Here is a 21489-nt window from a genome sequence, read left to right as displayed (position 1 = left end):
GTCAATTCGGGGCCGTCTTCGCCATGCCCCGCGATCAGGAGGCCATCATGGCAAAGGCAAAGTTTGAACGGACGAAACCGCACGTCAACATTGGCACGATTGGTCACGTCGACCACGGCAAGACGACGCTGACGGCTGCGATCACGAAATATTTCGGCGAATTCCGCGCCTATGACCAGATCGACGGCGCGCCGGAAGAGCGGGCCCGCGGGATCACGATCTCGACGGCGCATGTGGAATACGAATCGGACGCGCGCCACTATGCGCATGTCGACTGCCCGGGCCACGCCGACTACGTGAAGAACATGATCACCGGTGCGGCGCAGATGGACGGCGCGATCCTGGTGGTGAACGCCGCCGACGGCCCGATGCCGCAAACGCGCGAGCACATCCTGCTGGGCCGCCAGGTGGGCATCCCCTACATGGTCGTCTACCTCAACAAGGTCGACCAGGTCGATGACGAGGAACTGCTGGAACTGGTCGAGATGGAAGTGCGCGAGCTTCTGTCGTCCTACGACTATCCGGGCGACGACATCCCGATCATCAAGGGCTCGGCCCTGGCCGCGATGGAAGGCCGCGATCCCGAGATCGGCGAGAACTCGATCCGCGCGCTGATCGCTGCGGTGGACGAATACATCCCGACGCCCGAGCGCGCGATCGACCAGCCCTTCCTGATGCCGATCGAGGACGTGTTCTCGATCTCGGGCCGCGGCACGGTTGTCACCGGCCGGGTCGAGCGCGGCGCGGTCAACGTGGGCGACGAACTGGAGATCGTGGGCATCCGCGACACCCGCAAGACCACCTGCACGGGCGTCGAGATGTTCCGCAAGCTGCTGGACCGCGGGGAAGCCGGCGACAACATCGGCGCGCTGCTGCGCGGCGTGGACCGTGACGGCGTCGAGCGCGGCCAGGTGCTGTGCAAGCCGGGTTCGGTCAAGCCGCACACCCATTTCGAAGCCGAGGCCTATATCCTGACCAAGGAGGAAGGCGGCCGCCACACGCCGTTCTTCGCCAACTACCGCCCGCAGTTCTACTTCCGCACCACGGACGTGACCGGGACCGTCAAGCTGCCGGAAGGCACCGAGATGGTGATGCCGGGCGACAACCTGAAGTTCGAGGTCGAGCTGATCGCCCCGATCGCGATGGAAGAAAAGCTGCGCTTCGCCATCCGCGAAGGCGGCCGCACCGTCGGCGCCGGCGTTGTCTCGAAGATCCTGAAGTAAGCCGCAGGCGGGGAACACCCCGCCGCAACACGAACACAAGGGGCCGCCTCCAAAAGAGGCGGCCTTTTGCAATGAGGGGGGGTGTCGACATATTCAGGGCCGGATTGACCTATTTCGCGGTGGTCTTTGCCTTTGGCATGGCCTTCGGCGTGATGCGGAACACGCTGCTGGTCCCGCGCCTTGGCGTCACCGCCAGCGTGATCCTGGAACTGCCCGCCATGCTGCTACTGTCCTGGCTGGCCTGCGGGGCGATCCTGCGGAGTGCCACTCATTCCGGGCGCATCCGGGACCGTGTGATCATGGGTGCAGTGGCCCTGGCTTTCCTTTGGCTGTCCGAGGCGCTGCTGGCCATTGCCCTTGGCGCCGGCGCGGCAGGCTTCTTCGCCAGTTTTGCGACCCCTGCAGGCGCGCTTGGCGCGCTTGCGCAAATCGCTTTTGCAGCATTTCCGCTGCTGCGGCGGTGGACCGGCTGATGCCGAAGGCCTTGCAGCGGCCAGGGGCCAAGCCCCAGCCCGTCATGTGGCAAGACCAGCCTGGCCTGTGAGGCGGCGGCTGTGGTGGTGCGGCGAGCTAACCAAAGGTTGCATTGACCCGCTGCTCGTCCTGCCGCAGGATCGGCCCATCGAACTGTTCGGATCAAGCCCATGTGCCAGATCTTCGCGGGGCAGGACCCCGACCGCTATGAAACCGTGACCCGCAGGCTGCGGCTGAACGGGCAGTCGACCTCGATCCGGCTGGAACGGGCTTTCTGGCGCATCATCGACGACATCGCCGCGCGTCAGGGCGTCACCACGCCCGCCTTCATCTCGAAGCTGCACGCCGAGGTGCTGGAACTGCACGGCGAAGCGCGCAACTTCACCTCGCTTCTGCGCTGCGCCTGCACGATCCACCTGGGCGAGGATCAGCACATCGCCCCCACTGCCATCGCCGCCGAATAAAAGCGGCGCTGTAGTAATCCGTTACTACCCGGGCGGATCCGGCCCGCCCTAGACTGGTTCCCAGCAAGACAAGAAGGGAACACCATGGCGAAATATGTCCATTCCATGATCCGCGTGCTGGACGAGGCGCGCTCGGTCGATTTCTATGACCGCTGCTTCGGCCTGACCGTCGCCGAACGCCTTGATTTTCCTGAATTCACGCTGGTCTACCTGGCCAATGGCGAAAGCGAGACGGAACTGGAACTGACCGTCAACAAGGGCAGGACCGAACCCTATGCCCTGGGCGACGGCTATGGGCACATCGCCTTTACCGTGGATGACGTGGATGCCTTGCACGCCCGGCTGGACTCGGAAGGTTTCGCACCGCGCAAGCTGGTCGATTTCGCGCCGGGGGGAGAGGTGATTGCCCGGTTCTTCTTCATCGCCGATCCCGACGGCTATCAGATCGAGGTGATCCAGCGGGGCGGCCGCTACAAATAGCGCGCCCGTGGGGGAGGGGAGACCCCAGGACGCGCAGAACAAGGGGAGGAGGAAACATGACCCGATTGAACAAGCAGGGGCTGACACGACGCGCGCTTCTGTCGCGCGCGGTGGCGGCCGGGGCGCTGGCCGTGGCAGGACCGGGCTTCATCGCGGCACCCGACGCCGCCTGGGCCGTCGAGGTGACGGCGATCAGCGAACATCAGATGGCGACGCTGTTGCAGATGGCGCGCGACATCTATCCCCATGATCGTGTGGGGGACCGCTTCTATGCGGTGGCGATCAAGTCCTATGACGTGACCGAGCAGAAGGACATGGTGGCCGAAGGCATCGCCGCCCTGGACGAGGCCGCAAAGAAGGCCGGTTTCGACAACTACCTTGCCGCCGGATGGGAGGATGATCGGGTCGCGATCCTGCGGTCCATCCAGGACACGCCCTTCTTCCAGACGGTTCGGGGCGGGCTGGTGACGGGCCTATACAACCAGAAGGATATCTGGCCGATCTTCGGCTATGAGGGCGAGTCCTTCTCGCAGGGCGGTTACATCGACCGCGGCTTTGACGACATCGACTGGTTGTAGGGGGACAGCCACCATGGCAACGGCAGCGAAATTCGAACTGACCGACGACAGCGTGGTCGTCATCGTGGGCACCGGCGCGGGGGGCGGGGTTCTGGCCAACGAACTGGCGCAGAAGGGCGTCAAGGTCGTCGCACTTGAGGCGGGCGGGCGCTACCTGCCCGAGGATTACGTCAACGACGAATGGGAAAGCTTCGGCCAGCTTGCCTGGACCGACCCGCGCACGACCAGCGGCGACTGGCGCGTGGCCAAGGATTTCAGCGGGTTGCCTGCCTGGATCGTGAAGGCGGTGGGCGGCACCAGCATCCATTGGGCGGGCGCATCCCTGCGGTTCCAGGACCACGAATGGAAGGCGCTTTCCACCTATGGCCCGGTGGAAGGGGCAAGCCTGCTGGACTGGCCGCTGGACGCGGCCGAGATGGCCCCCTGGTACGACAAGGCCGAGGCCAAGCTGGGCGTGACCGGGGTCGGTGGGCGCGCACGCCTGCCCGGGAGCAACAACTACAAGGTCTTCGAGAAGGGCGCCTTGGCGCTTGGCTACAAGGACGTCCATACCGGCAACATGGCGATCAACAGCGCCGATTACGACGACCGGATGGCCTGCCAGCAGACCGGCTTCTGCTTCCAGGGCTGCAAATGGGGCGCCAAGTGGTCCACCGCCTATACTGACATCCCGCGCGGCGAGGCGACCGGCAACCTCGAGGTCCGCGACCACGCCCATGTCGCCCGCATCCTGCATGACGACAGCGGCAAAGTGACGGGGGTCGAGTATTTCGACAAGGAGGGCAATCTGCAGATGCAGAAGGCGCGTCTGGTCGCCGTCGCGGGCAACAGCTTCGAAAGCCCGCGCCTGCTTCTCAATTCGCACAGCAGCATGTTCCCGGACGGGCTGGCCAACAGCTCGGGGCAGGTCGGGCGCAACTACATGCGCCACACCACGGGATCGGTCTATGCGACCTTCGAGCAGCCGGTGAAGATGTGGCGCGGCACGACGATGGCCGGCATCATCCGCGACGAGGCCCGGCACGACCCATCGCGCGGCTTTGTCGGCGGCTATGAGCTTGAAACCCTGTCGCTGGGCCTGCCCTTCATGGCGGCCTTCCTGGACCCAGGCGGTTGGGGGCGCGAATTCACCACCGCGCTGGACAGCTATGCCAACATGGCCGGCATGTGGATCGTGGGCGAGGACATGCCCCAGGCCGACAACCGCGTCACCCTGTCGGACACGACGGACAAGTTCGGCCTGAAGGTCGCCAACGTCAACTTCAGCGACCATCCGAACGACGTCGCGATGCGCAACCACGCCTACAAGCAGGGCCAGGCGATCTACAAGGCGGTGGGGGCGACGCGGACATTGCCGACGCCGCCATATCCCTCGACCCATAACCTGGGCACCAACCGCATGTCGGAACGCCCCGAGGATGGGGTGGTGGACCGCAACGGGCGGGCGCATGACGTGCCGAACCTGTTCGTGTCGGATGGCAGCCAGTTCACGACGGGGGCGGCGGAAAACCCGACGCTGACCATTGTGGCCCTGGCGATCCGGCAGGCGGACCACATCGCCCGGGAAATGGCGGCGGGCAACGTCTGACGGAAATGCCCGCTGGCAGGCATTGCCAGCGGGGCATCCGGCTGCATGATATCCCTGCGCGACCGACAGGGGATGTGTCATGAAGACCTATCAAGGAAGCTGCTTCTGCGGCGCCGTCGCCTTTGAGGCGGATGGCGACTTGGCCGATGGCACCATGCGGTGCAACTGCCGGTTCTGCCGCAAGATGCGCTATTGGGAAATGCTTCTGCCGGACCCAGAGGGGCTGCGCCTGCTGAAGGGGGCAGAGGTTCTGGCCGAAACGCCGCGGATGCAGGATGACGGGCTGGACATGCACCACGTCTTCTGCGGGCGTTGCGGGACGCGGCTGTGGACGACGGGAAACCTAGCCGAACTGGGCGGACGTTTCACGATGGTCTTCGTCCCGGCCCTGGACGACGTGCCCGAAGAGGACCTTGTTGCGGCCCCGGTGTTTCATGCGGACGGGGCGCATGACGACTGGGCAAAGGAGGCGAAGGAAACACGCCACCTGTAATGTCGGCGCCGCAGCCGGGGCTGCGGCGCATCGGGGGTTACTGGCCGTCCATCGCCGCCTGGTTGACGCCGCCCTCGGCAATGCGGGTCATGTGCTCGTCCCCCTCGCGCGTGCTGTCCAGGCATTCCTGAAGGGCGGCACCGTCATCGTCATGGCCAAGCCGGTTGGCGAAGGTGCGCACGCAGCCATAGCCCGCGATGGCGTAATGGGTCAGCCGCTGGTACTGGGTGATGATCGCCGCGTCCTGCGTATCCTCGTCGCCGAAGTCGGTCTCGATCGCGTGCTTGCGGGCTTCGGACACCAGCCCCTCCATTCCGCGGCAATGCTCTCCGGTCGGATCGGTGTCGTGGCGCCCGCAGATGCTGGCAAGGGTTTCCATTCCGCGCGCGATGCCCTGGTTTCCGGCGATCAGGGCCTCGGACAGTTCGCGGGACTTCGCTGCGCGGCCCATCTCGGTGACGATCGCCATGGATTGCTTGCAGGCAGAATAGAGATCCTTCAACTGGTGGAGGTAGAGATCGTTCAGGGTCTTGATCGCCATGATGGTGTCCTTTCGGGGAAGCGGCCGTTTATTCCCTGCAACGTGCGGCCTGTCGCATCGTTCCAGACCAACCGCTTGACACCGGCGTTCCAAGGGTCCAGCAAACGCACCCTTGCCTGATCCCGTTCACGACATTCCGGTGACACCATGTTTTCGTGGTTCGAACGACGCATCGATCCCTATCCGACCGAAACGCCGGACATGCCGCCCCGGTCGCTGGTCCGCTTCGTGCTGTATTACAGCCGGGGGGCGATTCCCTGGCTGGTGCTGCTGGCCCTGACCTCGTCCCTGATCGCGATTGTCGAGGTTGCGCTGTTCGGCTGGCTGGGAGAGCTGATCAACCAGCTGTCGCAAACTCCGCGCGACCAGTTCTGGAACATGCATGGCGCGCGTCTGGCCTTCATGGCCCTGGTGCTGCTGCTGGTGCTGCCCGCGCTGAACCTTCTGGGATCGCTGGTCCTGTATCAGGGGCTGATGGGCAACTTTCCACAGCGCATCCGCTGGCGGGCGCACCGATATCTGCTGCGCCAGTCGGTCGGCTATTTTCAGGACGAATTCGCGGGCCGGATCGCCCAGCGTCTGATGCAGACCGCCCTTGCCGTGCGCGAGGTGGCGATGAAGGCAATGGATGTCGGCAGCTATGTCGTGATCTATTTCCTGGGCGCGCTGTTCCTGGCGGCTAGCCAGGACTGGCGGCTGGCGCTGCCCTTCCTGGCCTGGGTCGCGGCCTACGGCGTCCTGCTGTGGCAGATCGTGCCCCGCCTGGGCCGGGTGGCCGAGGCGCAGGCCGATGCGCGGTCGGGCATGACGGGGCGGGTCGTGGACAGCTATACCAACATCGCGACGGTCAAGCTGTTTTCCCATTCCTCGCGCGAGGAATCCTGGATGCGGGACGGCATGGACGCCTTTTTGCGCACCGTCTACGCCCAGATGCGCCTGTCCAGCGTGCAGGACATCGCGCTGAACACGATCAACGTTCTGCTGGTTGCCTCGGTCACGGGGGTGGGGCTCTGGCTGTGGACCGGCGGCCTGATCGAGGTCGGCGCGGTCGCGGTGGCCGTGCCGCTGGCGATGCGGCTGAACAACATGGCTCATTGGATCATGTGGGAATTCGCCGCCCTGTTCGAGAATATCGGGACGGTGCGCGACGGCATCTCCAGCCTTGCCCTGCCGCGAGAGGTCAAGGACGCCCCCGACGCCAAGCCGCTGGTCCGGGGGCCGGGCGCGGTCAGCTTCGACAATGTCACCTTCCGCTATCGCGGACCCGAGGGCGCGCAACCGATGGCCGTCCTGAACGACCTGACTCTGCATGTCGCGCCGGGTGAACGGGTGGGCCTGGTCGGCCGGTCGGGCGCGGGGAAATCGACGCTGATCAACCTGTTGCTGCGCTTTCACGACATTGAACAGGGGCGGATCACCATCGACGGGCAGGACGTGTCCCGCGTCACGCAGGACAGTCTGCGCGCGGCCATTGGCGTGGTGACGCAGGACAGTTCGCTTCTGCACCGCTCGGTCCGCGACAACATCGCCTATGGCCGCCCCGATGCGTCCGAGGCCGAGATCGCCGAAGCCCTGCGCATGGCCGAGGCGCAGGACTTCGTGCCCCTGCTTTCGGACAGCCACGGCCGCCGGGGGCTGGACGCCCATGTCGGCGAACGCGGCGTCAAGCTGTCGGGCGGCCAGCGTCAGCGCATTGCCATCGCCCGCGTCGCGCTGAAGGACGCGCCGATCCTGATCCTGGACGAGGCGACAAGCGCATTGGACAGCGAGGCCGAGGCAGCCATCCAGTCGCGCCTGGACGTTCTGATGGCCGGCAAGACCGTGATCGCCATCGCCCACCGCCTGTCCACCATTGCGGCGATGGACCGGCTGATCGTGATGGACGGGGGCCGCATCGTCGAACAGGGCAGCCATGCCGACCTGCTGGCCAGTGGCGGGCTTTATGCGCGGCTCTGGGCGCGGCAGTCGGGCGGGTTCCTGGCGGCGGACGTGGACGGATAAGGGCGTTTCCCCGCTTGACGCGCCCCGCGCCAGATCCTATCAGTCGCGCACCGCAGGGGTTTAGCTCAGTTGGTAGAGCATCGGTCTCCAAAACCGAGGGTCGTGGGTTCGAGTCCCCCAACCCCTGCCAGGTTCTTCAAGGCCATCAGTCGTCACGACGCAGGCTTTCACGCGCCAGGGCCGCGACCAGATCCGTCCGCGTGACGATGCCGACGATCCGCTCGCTCTCCAGCACCGGCACCGCATCGGTGCTGTTCGAGGCCAGCGAGGGCAGCAGCGCGGCAATTGGCGTGCCGGGACGGGCCGTGGGCAGGCGGCCGTCCATGACATCGACGGCGCGCAGGTCGTGGTCCAGCCGCGACAGCCTGCCATCGGGGCGAAAGCGCGCATGGACCCGCGCGATCAGGTGCAACTGGAAGATCACCCCCAGATAGCGCCCATTCGCACCCACGACCGGCAGCGAGGTGAAGCCGTGGCGCGAAAACAGCGCGGCGATCTCCAGCAGCGGGGTGTCGGGCGCGACGGTCACCAGGTCGCGCGACATGATGTCGCCCGCAACCTGGGCGCGGGTGCGGTGGGACGCTGCCTGCATCTCGGCCGCGGCGATCAGGCGGGCCAGATCCTCGACCCCCAGGTTCAGCGACTGGTTGTAGCGGACAAGGATGCCCGCCAGTTCGTCTTCGGTCAGGCCCAGGCGTTCGGGTGGCGAGGGGTCGGTGGTGCCGCTGGCATTCACCTCTCCGAACTGGCGGAAGGGATAGCGCCGCCCGGTGCCAAGCGCGTATAGCGCCCCGACCGCGACCAGCAGCGCGGTGCCCCCCGCGACCGGCATCAGCGCAAAGCCCAGGCCCAGCGGCGCGATCCTGTCCGCGCCGATCGCCACCGTCATCGCCACCGCGCCCCCCGGCGGATGCGTGGCCCGACACAGCGCCATCACAATGATGGCTGCCCCGACCGAGGCAGGCACCGCAATCATCGGATTGGCGACCACCCGGCAGACCAGCAGCGCCACGAGCGCCGACAGGGTGTTGCCGACAATGGCGGGCCAGGGCTGTGCGAGGGGACTGTTCGGGGCGGCAAAGATCAGGACCGAACTCGCCCCGAAGGGCGCGATCAGATAGATGCCCAGCCACAGGTCGGGCGACGCCAGAACCGCCAGCCCCGTTGCTACCGCCAGACCCAGGACGGCGCCGATGCCCGCCCGCAGCGCCTCGGCCGGGGGAACGGCGGCCACCGAGGGACCAAGCGCGCGGAACCGGGAATGTCCCGATGAATCGACAAGGATCGGCAAGGATTTCCCCTTCTTCTGGCAGGCCGATCCCTAGGAAGAACCTGCCCCCGCCGCAAGACGCCCGCCGACCGGGTGCGACTTTCGGCCCGCCCGATCCGCTCGCCGCTTCGACGCCTTCCGTAAGCTCCCGGGCCAGGACCACGCGACCGGGCAGTTTGGGCTGGACCTGCAACGGCGGGCTTGAATCGCGGGGGCCGGGCGGATAGATGAACGCTCGACTTGTCCAAGGAGCCTGCCCGTGGCCACCAATCCTGTCCAGTTCATCAACCAGGTCCGCGCCGAGGCCGCCAAGATCAGCTGGCCCACGCGGCGCGAGGTGATCACGACGACCATCATGGTGCTGATCCTGGCCGCGCTGTTCAGCGTGTTCTTTTCGCTGGTGGACCTGGCCATCCGCTTTGGCATCACCGAAGGACTGCGGCTGATCAGCAACTGATCGGGCTTGCAATTGCGGGCGCATGGGGGTATTTGCCCCCGACTGTCCGGCAAGCGGCGTGCATCGAAATCCGGTTGCGCGCCCCTTTCGATTTTGACGGACGCACATGAATTCAAGGGTTTGCCCGGCGCTTCGGGTGATTCCCTTCCGACGAACAGGGGTTGATCGAAACATGGCAAAGCGTTGGTATTCGGTCAGCGTCCTGTCGAACTTCGAAAAGAAGGTCGCCGAGGCGATTCGTCAGGCCGTCGCCGAGAAGGGCCTGGAAGAGCAGATCGACGAGGTTCTGGTTCCGACCGAGGAAGTGATCGAGATCCGTCGCGGCAAGAAGGTCACCTCGGAACGTCGCTTCATGCCGGGCTATGTGCTGGTCCACATGGACATGTCGGACCGCACCTACCACCTGGTGAACTCGATCAACCGCGTCACCGGCTTTCTGGGCGCGCAGGGCAAGCCGATGCCGATGCGCGACGACGAGGTGAACGCGATGCTGAACCGCCGCGAGGATGGCGAAAAGGCCGCCCCGCGCAACCTGATCCGCTTCGACGTGGGCGAAAAGGTCAACGTGACCGACGGACCCTTCGAAGGCTTCTCGGGCATGGTCGAGGAAGTGGACGAGGTGTCGAGCCGCATCAAGGTGACGGTCTCGATCTTTGGCCGGCCGACGCCGGTCGAACTGGAATTCACGCAGGTCGCCAAGACCGCGTGATCGTGTGCGGGAGGCGAAAGCCGCACCGCTAGGTCGGCCCCGGTCCGGGGCGTGATGACAAGGAGAAGGCCCTATGGCCAAGAAAGTAGTCGGCAGCCTCAAGCTGCAAATCAAGGCGGGTCAGGCGAACCCGTCGCCCCCCGTTGGCCCGGCCCTGGGTCAGCGCGGCATCAACATCATGGCGTTCTGCAAAGAATTCAACGCCAAGACGCAAGAGATGGAGCAGGGTTCCCCCGTTCCGGTCGTCATCACCTATTACGCCGACAAGTCCTTCAGCTTCGAGACGAAGACGCCCCCCGCGTCCTTCCTGCTGAAGAAGGCCGCCGGCCTGAAGCCCGTGGGCAAGCGCAACCGCGCCAAGGGTTCGGAAAAGCCGGGCCGTGCGGTCGCCGGCACCGTGACCGTCAAGCAGGTCCGCGAGATCGCCGAAGCCAAGATGAAGGACCTGTCGGCCAACGACGTCGAACAGGCCATGAAGATCATCGTCGGCTCGGCCCGGTCGATCGGTATCGAGGTGAAAGGCTAAGCCATGGCGAAGATTTCCAAGAAAAAAGCCGCCGCCCGCGCCCAGTTCGAAGGCAAGGCCAACCTGACGGTTGAAGATGCGATCAACCTGGTGAAGGGCGCCGCCTCGGCCAAGTTCGACGAGACCGTCGAGATCGCGCTGAACCTGGGTGTCGACCCGCGCCACGCCGACCAGATGGTCCGCGGCGTCGTGACGCTGCCCGCCGGCACCGGCAAGGACGTTCGCGTCGCCGTTTTCGCCCGTGGCCCCAAGGCTGACGAAGCCAAGGCCGCCGGTGCGGACATCGTCGGCGCCGAAGACCTGATGGAAACCATTCAGTCCGGCAAGATCGAGTTCGACCGCTGCATCGCGACGCCGGACATGATGCCGCTGGTCGGCCGCCTGGGCAAGATCCTGGGCCCGCGCAACCTGATGCCGAACCCCAAGGTCGGCACGGTGACGATGGACGTGAAATCGGCCGTCGAAGCTGCCAAGGGCGGCGAGGTCCAGTTCAAGGCCGAGAAGGCGGGCGTTGTCCATGCCGGCATCGGCAAGGTGTCCTTCGACGCCGAGAAGCTGGCCATCAACCTGCGCGCCTTCGTGGACGCGGTCAGCCGTGCCAAGCCCTCGGGCGCGAAAGGGACCTACATGAAGAAGGTCTCGATCAGTTCGACCATGGGGCCGGGCGTGTCGGTGGACGTGGCCTCGGCCACGGCCAACTAAGAATTTTCTGGTGCCCGATTGGCTTCGGGACCGGGAATGACGGGGCGCCAGCCGCCCCGTCCTGTCCGAGACGGAGGGTGCGGGGAAACCTGCTTAATGTCCTTCCTGAGATGGGGAAGCATTTTTCCGAAGGATTTCTTCGGGTGATCTTGCCCTAGCGGACCCGACCTGCCTTCGGGCGGGAAAAGTGAGAGCCGGGGGGAAACCCCCAACTTGGAGTGAAACCGTGGATAGAGCACAAAAAGAACAGGTGGTCGAAGAACTCGGCCAGATCTTTGAAAGCTCTGGCGTCGTGGTGGTTGCCCACTACGAGGGGATGACGGTTGCACATATGCAGGACCTCCGCGCGCGCATGCGCGAAGCGGGTGGTTCGGTTCGCGTCGCCAAGAACAAGCTCGCCAAGATCGCCCTGGAAGGTAAGCCTTGCGCAAGCATCGCCGACTACCTGACGGGCATGACCGTGATCACCTATTCGGAGGATCCGACCGCTGCCGCGCGGATCGCCGACAAGTATGCCAAGGACAACGATCGTTTCGTGATCCTGGGCGGTGCTATGGGTGACTCGGCCCTGGATCCGGCCGGTGTGAAAGCCGTCGCCTCGATGCCGTCGCGTGAAGAGCTTATCGCTCAGATCGTGTCCTGCCTCGGTGCGCCTGCCTCGAACATTGCCGGTGCCATTGGCGCGCCTGCTTCGAACATCGCGAGCATCCTCACGACCCTCGAGGAACGTGAGGCTGCGTAAGCAACCCAATCCCTGCGTGTGGTTGAAAACCCGACGTTGGAACATTAACTGAGAGAACGGAAAAATGGCTGATCTGAAACAACTCGCCGAACAAATCGTGGGCCTGACCCTGCTGGAAGCCCAGGAACTGAAAACCATCCTGAAAGACGAATACGGCATCGAGCCGGCTGCCGGTGGCGCCGTCATGATGGCTGGCCCGGCCGCTGGCCCGGCTGAAGCCGCCGAAGAGAAAACCGAATTCGACGTCGTCCTGGTCGAAGCCGGCGCCAACAAGATCAACGTGATCAAGGAAGTGCGCGGCATCACCGGTCTGGGCCTGAAAGAAGCCAAGGACCTGGTCGAAGCCGGCGGCAAAGTCAAAGAAGGCGCTTCGAAAGCCGACGCCGAAGAGATGAAGAAGAAGCTCGAAGCGGCTGGCGCCAAGGTCGAGCTGAAGTAATCGGCCGTCAGGCTGACCACGATGGGGCAGGGTCCGGGTTTTCCCGGTCCCTGCCGAACCTGTCTTGAAGGGCGGTCTGGAACAGACAATCCTTCAGGGCATGTTCAAGGTTCGGGAGCCGGGCGGTGGGACGCACGGCACGAATTGGACCTTATCCCCCTGCATTCGTAGGCCCGTGTCCTGGGTGCCCCGACCCGGACCGCGCGCGAAGTCGAAAGGTGACTAGACCCCATGGCGCAATCCTATGTCGGCCAGAAGCGTATCCGGCGCTATTACGGCAACATCCGCGAAGTGCTGGAGATGCCGAACCTGATCGAGGTTCAGAAATCCTCCTACGACCTGTTCCTGAACTCGGGTGAGGGCACGGGCCATCACGACGGCGAAGGCATCCAGGGCGTTTTCCAGTCGGTCTTCCCGATCAAGGATTTCAACGAGACCGCGACCCTGGAATTCGTGAAATACGAGCTGGAACGGCCGAAATACGATGTGGACGAGTGCCAGCAGCGCGACATGACCTATGCCGCACCGCTGAAGGTGACGCTGCGCCTGATCGTGTTCGATGTCGACGAAAACACCGGCGCGAAATCGGTCAAGGACATCAAGGAACAGGACGTCTTCATGGGCGACATGCCCTTGATGACCCAGAACGGGACGTTCATCGTGAACGGGACCGAGCGTGTCGTCGTGTCCCAGATGCACCGCAGCCCCGGCGTGTTCTTCGACCATGACCGCGGCAAGACCCATTCCTCGGGCAAGCTGCTGTTCGCCTGCCGCATCATTCCCTATCGCGGTTCGTGGCTGGACTTCGAATTCGACGCCAAGGACCTGGTCTTCGCGCGTATCGACCGCCGCCGGAAGCTGCCGGTGACGACGCTGCTTTATGCCCTGGGCATGGATCAGGAAGGCATCATGGATGCCTTCTATGAAACCGTGGACTACACCCTGCGTCGCGAGGGCCGGTCGCAGGGCTGGGTCACGCGCTTCTTCCCCGAACGCGTCCGCGGCACCCGCCCGTCCTATGACCTGGTCAACGCCGACACCGGCGAGGTCATCACCAAGGCGGGCGACAAGGTCACCCCGCGCCTGGTCAAGAAGCTGCAGGAATCCGGCGAGGCGCTGAACCTGCTGGTTCCGTTCGAGCGCATCATCGGCCGCTTCGTCGCCAAGGACATCGTCAACGACACCACCGGCTTCATCTATGCCGAGGCCGGCGACGAGATCACCGCGGAATACGACCGCGACGGCGAGCTGAACGGCGGCCTGCTCAAGGTCCTGCTGGACAACGGCGTGACCGAGATCCCGGTGCTGGACATCGACCACGTCAATGTCGGCCCCTACATCCGCAATACCATGGCCGCCGACAAGAACATGGGCCGCGAAGGCGCGCTCATGGACATCTATCGCGTCATGCGCCCGGGCGAGCCGCCTACCGTCGAGGCCGCGTCGAACCTGTTCAACTCGCTGTTCTTCGACAGCGAGCGCTATGACCTGTCCGCCGTGGGCCGGGTCAAGATGAACATGCGCCTGGATCTGGACGCGCCCGACACCCAGCGGACCCTGCGCCCCGAGGATATCGTGGCCTGTGTCCGTGGCCTGGTGGAACTGCGCGACGGCAAGGGCGAGATCGACGACATCGACCACCTGGGCAACCGCCGGGTGCGCTCGGTCGGCGAACTGATGGAAAACCAGTATCGCGTTGGCCTGCTGCGCATGGAGCGCGCCATCCGCGAGCGTATGTCCGGCGTCGAGATCGACACTGTCATGCCGCAGGACCTGATCAACGCCAAGCCGGCGGCGGCCGCGGTGCGTGAATTCTTCGGCAGTTCGCAGCTGTCGCAGTTCATGGACCAGACCAACCCGCTGTCCGAAGTGACGCACAAGCGTCGCCTGTCGGCCCTCGGGCCGGGCGGTCTGACGCGCGAGCGTGCTGGCTTCGAGGTTCGCGACGTCCACCCGACCCATTACGGCCGGATGTGCCCGATCGAAACGCCGGAAGGCCAGAACATCGGCCTGATCAACAGTCTTGCGACCTTTGCGCGCGTGAACAAATACGGCTTCATCGAGACCCCCTACCGCAAGGTGATCGAGGGTCGCGTGACCGACGACGTGGTCTACATGTCCGCGACCGAGGAGATGCGGCATACCGTGGCCCAGGCCAACGCGACGCTGGACGCCGAGGGCCGGTTCGTGGACGAACTGATCTCGACCCGTCAGGCGGGCGACTTCACGCTGAACCCGGTCGATGCCATCGACCTGATCGACGTGTCGCCCAAGCAGCTGGTCTCGGTCGCGGCCGCGCTGATCCCGTTCCTGGAAAACGACGACGCCAACCGCGCGCTGATGGGTTCGAACATGCAGCGTCAGGCGGTTCCGCTGCTGCGGGCCGAGGCGCCGTTCGTCGGCACCGGCATGGAAGCCACCGTTGCGCGTGACAGCGGCGCGGCCATCATGGCGCGCCGGGGCGGCATCATCGACCAGGTCGATGCGCAGCGTATCGTTGTGCGCGCGACCGAAGGTCTGGGTGCGGGCGATGCGGGCGTGGACATCTATCGTCTGCGCAAGTTCAAGCGGTCCAACCAGTCCTCGACAATCAACCAGCGTCCGCTGGTCAAGGTGGGCGAAAAGGTCGTTGCCAACCAGGTCATCGCGGACGGTCCCTCGACTGACCAGGGCGAGCTGGCGATCGGCCGGAACGTGGTCGTGGCCTTCATGCCCTGGAACGGCTACAACTACGAGGACTCGATCCTGATTTCCGAGCGGATCCACCGCGACGACGTGTTCACCTCGATCCATATTGATGAATACGAAGTGGCGGCCCGTGACACGAAGCTGGGGCCGGAAGAGATCACGCGCGACATCCCGAACGTCGGCGAGGAAGCCCTGCGCAACCTCGACGAGGCCGGCATCGTCTATATCGGCGCCGAGGTCGGGCCGGGCGACATCCTGGTGGGCAAGATCACCCCCAAGGGCGAAAGCCCGATGACGCCGGAAGAAAAGCTTCTGCGCGCCATCTTCGGCGAAAAGGCGTCGGACGTGCGCGACACCTCGCTGCGCCTGCCGCCGGGGGCCTACGGGACCATCGTGGAAGTCCGCGTCTTCAACCGCCATGGTGTGGACAAGGACGAACGCGCCCTGCAGATCGAGCGTGAGGAAGTCGAGCGTCTGGCCCGCGACCGGGACGACGAACAGGCGATCCTGGACCGCAACATCTATGCGCGCCTGAAATCGTTGATCCTGGGCAAGACCGCCGTGAAGGGGCCGAAAGGCGTCAAGGCTAACTCCGAGATCAACGAGGATCTGCTGGGCACGCTGTCGCGCGGCCAGTGGTGGCAGCTTGCCGTCAGCGAGGAAGACACCGCCAAGGAAGTCGAGGCGCTGAACCATCAGTATGACGCCCAGAAGAAGGCCCTCGAGGCCCGCTTTGAGGACAAGGTCGAGAAGGTCCGTCAGGGCGACGACCTGCCGCCGGGCGTGATGAAGATGGTCAAGGTGTTCGTCGCCGTGAAGCGCAAGCTGCAGGCTGGAGACAAGATGGCCGGCCGTCATGGCAACAAGGGCGTCGTGTCCAAGGTCGTCCCGATCGAGGACATGCCCTTCCTGGCGGATGGCACCCCGGTCGACCTGGTGCTGAACCCACTGGGCGTGCCGTCGCGCATGAACGTCGGCCAGATCCTGGAAACCCACATGGGTTGGGCATCGCGCGGTCTTGGCATCAAGATCGACGAGGCTCTCGAGGACTATCGCCGCAACGGCGATCTGACCCCGGTCCGGGAAGCCATGAAGATCGGCTATGGCGACGACATGTATGCCGAGACCTTCGAGGGCATGGATGACGACCTGCTGGTCGAACACGCCAACACGGTCCGCACCGGCGTTCCGATCGCCACGCCCGTCTTCGACGGCGCGAAAGAGGCGGACGTGAACGACGCGCTGACGCGTGCGGGCTTCGACACCTCTGGTCAGTCCGTGGTCTTCGACGGCCGCACGGGCGAGCAGTTCTCGCGCAAGGTGACGGTGGGCATGAAATATGTCCTGAAGCTGCACCACCTTGTCGATGACAAGATGCACGCGCGTTCGACCGGGCCGTACAGCCTCGTCACGCAGCAGCCGCTGGGTGGTAAGGCGCAGTTCGGCGGCCAGCGTCTGGGTGAGATGGAGGTCTGGGCGCTTGAAGCCTATGGCGCCGCCTATACCTTGCAAGAGATGCTGACGGTCAAGTCGGACGACGTCGCGGGCCGGACCAAGGTCTATGAGTCCATCGTCAAGGGCGACGACAACTTCGAGGCCGGCGTGCCGGAATCGTTCAACGTGCTGGTCAAGGAGGTCCGGGGTCTGGGCCTCAACATGGAACTCCTGGATGCGGAGGAGGACGAGTAACGGTGCGTGCAAGCACGCACCCTACCATGCCGTAGGGTGCGTGATCTTCACGCACCGTCTCTCCCCCGCGCCCTTTCATTAGGAAAAAAGAATGAACCAGGAACTCGCCACCAATCCCCTGAACCCGCTGGCCCCGCCGCGGCAGTTCGACGAAATCAAGATCTCGCTGGCCTCGCCCGAGGAAATCCTCGCCTGGTCCTATGGCGAGGTGAAGAAGCCCGAAACCATCAACTACCGCACGTTCAAGCCCGAGCGTGACGGCCTGTTCTGCGCGCGCATCTTCGGTCCGATCAAGGACTACGAATGCCTGTGCGGCAAGTACAAGCGCATGAAGTATCGCGGCCTCGTCTGCGAGAAATGCGGCGTGGAAGTGACCCTGCAGAAGGTCCGCCGCGAGCGGATGGGCCATATCGAACTGGCCGCGCCCGTCGCGCATATCTGGTTCCTGAAGTCGCTGCCGTCCCGCATCGGCCTGATGCTGGACATGACGCTGCGAGATCTGGAACGGATCCTGTATTTCGAGAACTACGTCGTCATCGAACCGGGCCTGACCGACCTGACCTATGGTCAGCTGCTGACCGAGGAAGAATTCCTCGATGCGCAGGACCAATATGGTTCGGACGCGTTCAGCGCCGATATCGGCGCCGAGGCGATCCGCGCGATGCTGGCCAATATCGACCTGGCCTCGACCGCTGAACAGCTTCGCGAGGATCTGAAGGAAGCCACCGGCGAACTGAAGCCCAAGAAGATCATCAAGCGCCTGAAGATCGTCGAAAGCTTCCTGGAATCCGGCAACCGTCCGGAATGGATGGTGCTGACCGTGATCCCGGTCATCCCGCCGGAACTGCGCCCGCTGGTTCCGCTGGACGGCGGCCGCTTCGCCACGTCCGACCTGAACGACCTGTATCGCCGGGTCATCAACCGCAACAACCGCCTGAAGCGCCTGATCGAGCTTCGTGCGCCCGACATCATCGTGCGCAACGAAAAGCGGATGCTGCAGGAATCGGTCGATGCGCTGTTCGACAACGGCCGTCGCGGCCGCGTCATCACGGGCAACAACCGTCGCCCGCTGAAGTCGCTGTCGGACATGCTGAAGGGCAAGCAGGGCCGCTTCCGCCAGAACCTTCTGGGCAAGCGCGTGGACTTCTCGGGCCGTTCGGTCATCGTGACCGGGCCGGAACTGAAGCTGCACCAGTGCGGTCTGCCGAAGAAGATGGCCTTGGAACTGTTCAAGCCGTTCATCTATTCGCGGCTTGAGGCGAAGGGCCTGTCGTCCACCGTCAAGCAGGCCAAGAAGCTGGTCGAAAAGGAACGCCCCGAGGTCTGGGACATCCTGGACGAGGTGATCCGCGAGCATCCGGTTCTGCTGAACCGTGCGCCGACGCTGCACCGCCTGGGCATCCAGGCTTTCGAGCCGATCCTGATCGAGGGCAAGGCGATCCAGCTTCACCCGCTGGTCTGCTCGGCCTTCAACGCCGACTTCGACGGCGACCAGATGGCCGTCCACGTTCCGCTGTCGCTGGAAGCGCAGTTGGAAGCGCGCGTCCTGATGATGTCGACGAACAACGTGCTGTCGCCCGCCAACGGCGCGCCGATCATCGTGCCGTCCCAGGATATGGTTCTGGGCCTGTATTATGTCTCGATGCAGCGCGACGGAATGAAGGGCGAGGGCATGGCCTTCGCCAACGTGAACGAGGTGGAACATGCCCTTGCCGCAGGCGAGGTGCATCTGCACGCCAAGATCACCGCGCGCATCAAGCAGATCGACGAGAACGGCAACGAGGTCATCAAGCGGTTCGAAACCACGCCGGGCCGCGTCCGGCTGGGTGCGCTGCTGCCGATGAACGCCAAGGCGCCCTTCGAGCTGGTCAACCGGCTGCTGCGCAAGAAGGACGTGCAGCACGTCATCGACACCGTCTACCGCTACTGCGGGCAGAAGGAATCGGTGATCTTCTGCGACCAGATCATGGGCCTCGGCTTCCGCGAGGCGTTCCGTGCCGGCATCAGCTTCGGCAAGGACGACATGGTGGTGCCCGACAACAAGTGGTCCATCGTCGAGGAAGTCCAGGAACAGGTGAAGGAGTTCGAGCAGCAGTATCTCGACGGCCTGATCACCCAGGGCGAGAAGTACAACAAGGTCGTGGACGCCTGGTCGAAGTGCAACGACCGCGTCACCGAGGCCATGATGTCCACCATCTCGGCCACCAAGAAGGACGAGAACGGTGCCGAGATGGAGCCGAACTCGGTCTACATGATGGCGCATTCCGGTGCGCGGGGTTCGACCAACCAGATGAAGCAGCTGGGCGGGATGCGCGGGTTGATGGCCAAGCCCTCGGGCGAGATCATCGAGACGCCGATCATCTCGAACTTCAAGGAGGGTCTGACCGTTCTTGAATACTTCAACTCGACCCACGGCGCCCGGAAGGGTCTGTCGGACACGGCGTTGAAGACGGCGAACTCGGGCTACCTGACCCGCCGCCTGGTGGACGTGGCGCAGGACTGCATCATCCGCGAACACGACTGCGGCACCGAGCAGGCCATCACGGCATCCGCTGCCGTGAACGACGGCGAGGTCATCAGCCCGCTGTCCGAACGCGTGCTGGGCCGGACCGCGGCCGAGGACGTGCTGGTGCCGGGCGAGGACGAGATCATCGTCCGCGCCAACGAGGTGATCGACGAGCGCAAGGCCGATGCCATCGAGCAGGCGGGCGTGCAGACCGTGCGCATCCGTTCGGCCCTGACCTGCGAGTCCGAGGACGGCGTCTGCGCGCTGTGCTATGGCCGCGACCTGGCACGCGGCACGCTGGTCAACATCGGCGAGGCGGTGGGCATCATCGCAGCCCAGTCGATCGGCGAACCGGGCACCCAGCTGACGATGCGGACCTTCCACATCGGCGGCATCGCGCAAGGTGGGCAGCAGTCGTTCCAGGCCGCCTCTCACGAGGGTACGGTCCAGTTCCGCAACGAAAACATCCTGGCCAACGCCAATGGCGAACAGGTCGTGATGTCGCGCAACATGCAGTTGCTGATCCTGGATGACCAGGGCCAGGAACGCGCCAGCCACAAGCTGTTCTACGGCTCGAAGCTGTTCGTGAAGGAAGGCGAGCGTGTCATCCGTGGCGCCAAGCTGTTCGAATGGGATCCCTATACCCTGCCGATCATCGCCGAAAAGGCGGGCATCACGAAGTTCGTCGACCTTCTCTCGGGGATCTCCGTCCGCGACGAGACGGACGACGCGACCGGCATGACGCAGAAGATCGTGACCGATTGGCGTTCCGCGCCGAAAGGCAACGACCTGAAGCCCGAGATCATCATCATGGATGAGAACGGCGAGCCGGTGCGCAACGAACAGGGCAACCCGATCAGCTATCCGATGTCGGTGGACGCGATCCTGTCGGTCGAGGACCAGCAGGAAATCCGTGCGGGCGACGTGGTGGCGCGTATTCCGCGGGAAGGTGCACGGACCAAGGACATCACCGGGGGTCTTCCCCGCGTGGCCGAACTGTTCGAGGCCCGTCGTCCCAAGGACCACGCGATCATCGCCGAGATCGACGGCTATGTCCGCTTCGGCAAGGACTACAAGAACAAGCGCCGCATCACCATCGAGCCGTCGGAAGACGGCGCGACCGCGGTTGAATACATGGTGCCGAAAGGCAAGCACATCCCGGTGCAGGAAGGCGACTTCGTGCAGAAGGGTGACTACATCATGGACGGCAACCCGGCCCCGCACGACATCCTGCGGATCATGGGGATCGAGGCGCTTGCGGACTACCTGATCGACGAGGTTCAGGACGTCTATCGACTGCAGGGCGTGAAGATCAACGACAAGCACATCGAGGTGATCGTCCGCCAGATGCTGCAGAAGATCGAGATCACCGACAGCGGCGACACCACGCTGCTGAAGGGCGAGCATGTCGAGCGCGACGAGTTCGAGGAAGAGAACGCCAAGATCGAGGCCCGCGGTGGCCGTCCGGCGCAGGGGGAACCCGTGCTTCTGGGCATCACCAAGGCGTCGCTGCAGACCCGCAGCTTCATCTCGGCCGCATCGTTCCAGGAAACGACCCGCGTGCTGACCGAGGCGGCCGTTCAGGGCAAGCGCGACAAGCTGCTTGGCCTGAAGGAGAACGTCATCGTCGGCCGCCTGATCCCGGCCGGCACGGGCGGCGCCACCGCACGGGTGCGCCGCATCGCGACCGAGCGGGACAACCAGGTGATCGAAGCCCGTCGGGCCGAGGCCGAAGCTGCCGCCGCCCTGATCGCGCCTGCGATGGACGAGGTTGCATCTGACCGGGTCGCCGATCGGGCCGAAACGGGCGGCGACGAGTAATCGCCTTCCGACAGAACCGCGAAAGGCCCGGCATTGCCGGGCCTTTTGCTTGAAGGGTCCTGCTTGTGCGGGTGCTTTGCGTATCCTGCAAAAACTGC

Annotated in this window: 18 protein-coding genes and 1 tRNA gene; 17 read left to right on the top strand and 2 right to left on the bottom strand. The window is 64.5% G+C overall.

Annotated features, from left to right (window positions below):
• Positions 1-47: 47 nt before the first annotated feature.
• From tuf to FIU66_RS11105, 7 genes are all read left to right on the top strand, one after another.
• Positions 48-1223 (top strand): elongation factor Tu, encoded by a 1176-nt coding sequence (tuf, locus tag FIU66_RS11135; RefSeq protein ID WP_167622739.1) that lies wholly within the window; start codon positions 48-50, stop codon positions 1221-1223.
• Between the two features lie 104 nt (positions 1224-1327).
• On the top strand, positions 1328-1696 hold the full coding sequence (locus FIU66_RS11130; RefSeq protein ID WP_167622773.1) for a hypothetical protein: 369 nt from the start codon (positions 1328-1330) through the stop codon (positions 1694-1696).
• A gap of 171 nt (positions 1697-1867) precedes the next feature.
• The gene (locus FIU66_RS11125) at positions 1868-2161 is read left to right on the top strand and encodes a ribbon-helix-helix domain-containing protein (RefSeq protein WP_167622771.1); all 294 of its coding nucleotides are present in this window, start codon (positions 1868-1870) and stop codon (positions 2159-2161) included.
• A gap of 84 nt (positions 2162-2245) precedes the next feature.
• Positions 2246-2641, top strand: a complete 396-nt coding sequence (locus FIU66_RS11120) for a VOC family protein (protein WP_167622769.1) — start codon at positions 2246-2248, stop codon at positions 2639-2641.
• A gap of 56 nt (positions 2642-2697) precedes the next feature.
• The gene (locus FIU66_RS11115) at positions 2698-3219 is read left to right on the top strand and encodes a gluconate 2-dehydrogenase subunit 3 family protein (RefSeq protein ID WP_167622768.1); all 522 of its coding nucleotides are present in this window, start codon (positions 2698-2700) and stop codon (positions 3217-3219) included.
• Between the two features lie 13 nt (positions 3220-3232).
• Entirely contained in the window at positions 3233-4807 is a 1575-nt protein-coding gene (locus FIU66_RS11110) for a GMC family oxidoreductase (RefSeq protein WP_167622766.1), read from the top strand.
• A 79-nt stretch (positions 4808-4886) separates the two neighbouring features.
• On the top strand, positions 4887-5300 hold the full coding sequence (locus tag FIU66_RS11105; RefSeq protein WP_167622764.1) for a GFA family protein: 414 nt from the start codon (positions 4887-4889) through the stop codon (positions 5298-5300).
• A gap of 37 nt (positions 5301-5337) precedes the next feature.
• Here the strand turns inward: FIU66_RS11105 and FIU66_RS11100 are convergent, their stop codons facing one another.
• Positions 5338-5841: a ferritin-like domain-containing protein gene (locus FIU66_RS11100; RefSeq protein ID WP_167622762.1), complete on the bottom strand. Its 504-nt coding sequence runs from the start codon at positions 5839-5841 to the stop codon at positions 5338-5340.
• Between the two features lie 147 nt (positions 5842-5988).
• Between FIU66_RS11100 and FIU66_RS11095 the strand changes: the two genes are divergently transcribed.
• Both FIU66_RS11095 and FIU66_RS11090 read left to right on the top strand, forming a co-directional pair.
• Entirely contained in the window at positions 5989-7842 is a 1854-nt protein-coding gene (locus tag FIU66_RS11095) for an ABC transporter ATP-binding protein (protein ID WP_167622760.1), read from the top strand.
• Positions 7843-7896: 54 nt separating this feature from the next.
• Positions 7897-7972 (top strand) — tRNA-Trp (locus FIU66_RS11090).
• A gap of 15 nt (positions 7973-7987) precedes the next feature.
• Here the strand turns inward: FIU66_RS11090 and FIU66_RS11085 are convergent.
• Complete coding sequence (locus FIU66_RS11085; protein ID WP_167622758.1) at positions 7988-9133, bottom strand: HPP family protein; 1146 nt, start codon at positions 9131-9133, stop codon at positions 7988-7990.
• Between the two features lie 238 nt (positions 9134-9371).
• On the opposite strand from FIU66_RS11085, the gene secE reads away from it, so the two are divergent.
• From secE to rpoC, 8 genes are all read left to right on the top strand, one after another.
• Positions 9372-9569 (top strand): preprotein translocase subunit SecE, encoded by a 198-nt coding sequence (gene secE, locus FIU66_RS11080; RefSeq protein WP_167622756.1) that lies wholly within the window; start codon positions 9372-9374, stop codon positions 9567-9569.
• Between the two features lie 172 nt (positions 9570-9741).
• Complete coding sequence (gene nusG / locus FIU66_RS11075; protein ID WP_167622754.1) at positions 9742-10278, top strand: transcription termination/antitermination protein NusG; 537 nt, start codon at positions 9742-9744, stop codon at positions 10276-10278.
• Positions 10279-10351: 73 nt separating this feature from the next.
• Entirely contained in the window at positions 10352-10804 is a 453-nt protein-coding gene (rplK, locus tag FIU66_RS11070; protein WP_167622752.1) for a 50S ribosomal protein L11, read from the top strand.
• Positions 10805-10807: 3 nt separating this feature from the next.
• Complete coding sequence (gene rplA, locus FIU66_RS11065) at positions 10808-11506, top strand: 50S ribosomal protein L1 (RefSeq protein WP_167622750.1); 699 nt, start codon at positions 10808-10810, stop codon at positions 11504-11506.
• Positions 11507-11732: 226 nt separating this feature from the next.
• A complete protein-coding gene (rplJ, locus tag FIU66_RS11060) occupies positions 11733-12248 on the top strand; it encodes a 50S ribosomal protein L10 (protein WP_103174459.1) in 516 nt (171 codons plus the stop codon).
• A 64-nt stretch (positions 12249-12312) separates the two neighbouring features.
• On the top strand, positions 12313-12687 hold the full coding sequence (gene rplL / locus FIU66_RS11055) for a 50S ribosomal protein L7/L12 (RefSeq protein ID WP_167622748.1): 375 nt from the start codon (positions 12313-12315) through the stop codon (positions 12685-12687).
• Between the two features lie 231 nt (positions 12688-12918).
• Positions 12919-17064 (top strand): DNA-directed RNA polymerase subunit beta, encoded by a 4146-nt coding sequence (gene rpoB, locus FIU66_RS11050; RefSeq protein WP_167622747.1) that lies wholly within the window; start codon positions 12919-12921, stop codon positions 17062-17064.
• 91 nt (positions 17065-17155) lie between these two features.
• On the top strand, positions 17156-21391 hold the full coding sequence (gene rpoC, locus FIU66_RS11045; protein WP_167622745.1) for a DNA-directed RNA polymerase subunit beta': 4236 nt from the start codon (positions 17156-17158) through the stop codon (positions 21389-21391).
• Positions 21392-21489 lie beyond the last annotated feature (98 nt).

The sequence above is a fragment of the Paracoccus sp. AK26 genome, from assembly GCF_011801365.1.
Lineage (GTDB): Bacteria > Pseudomonadota > Alphaproteobacteria > Rhodobacterales > Rhodobacteraceae > Paracoccus > Paracoccus aerius.
This window is presented reverse-complemented; position numbering and strand designations above follow the sequence as displayed.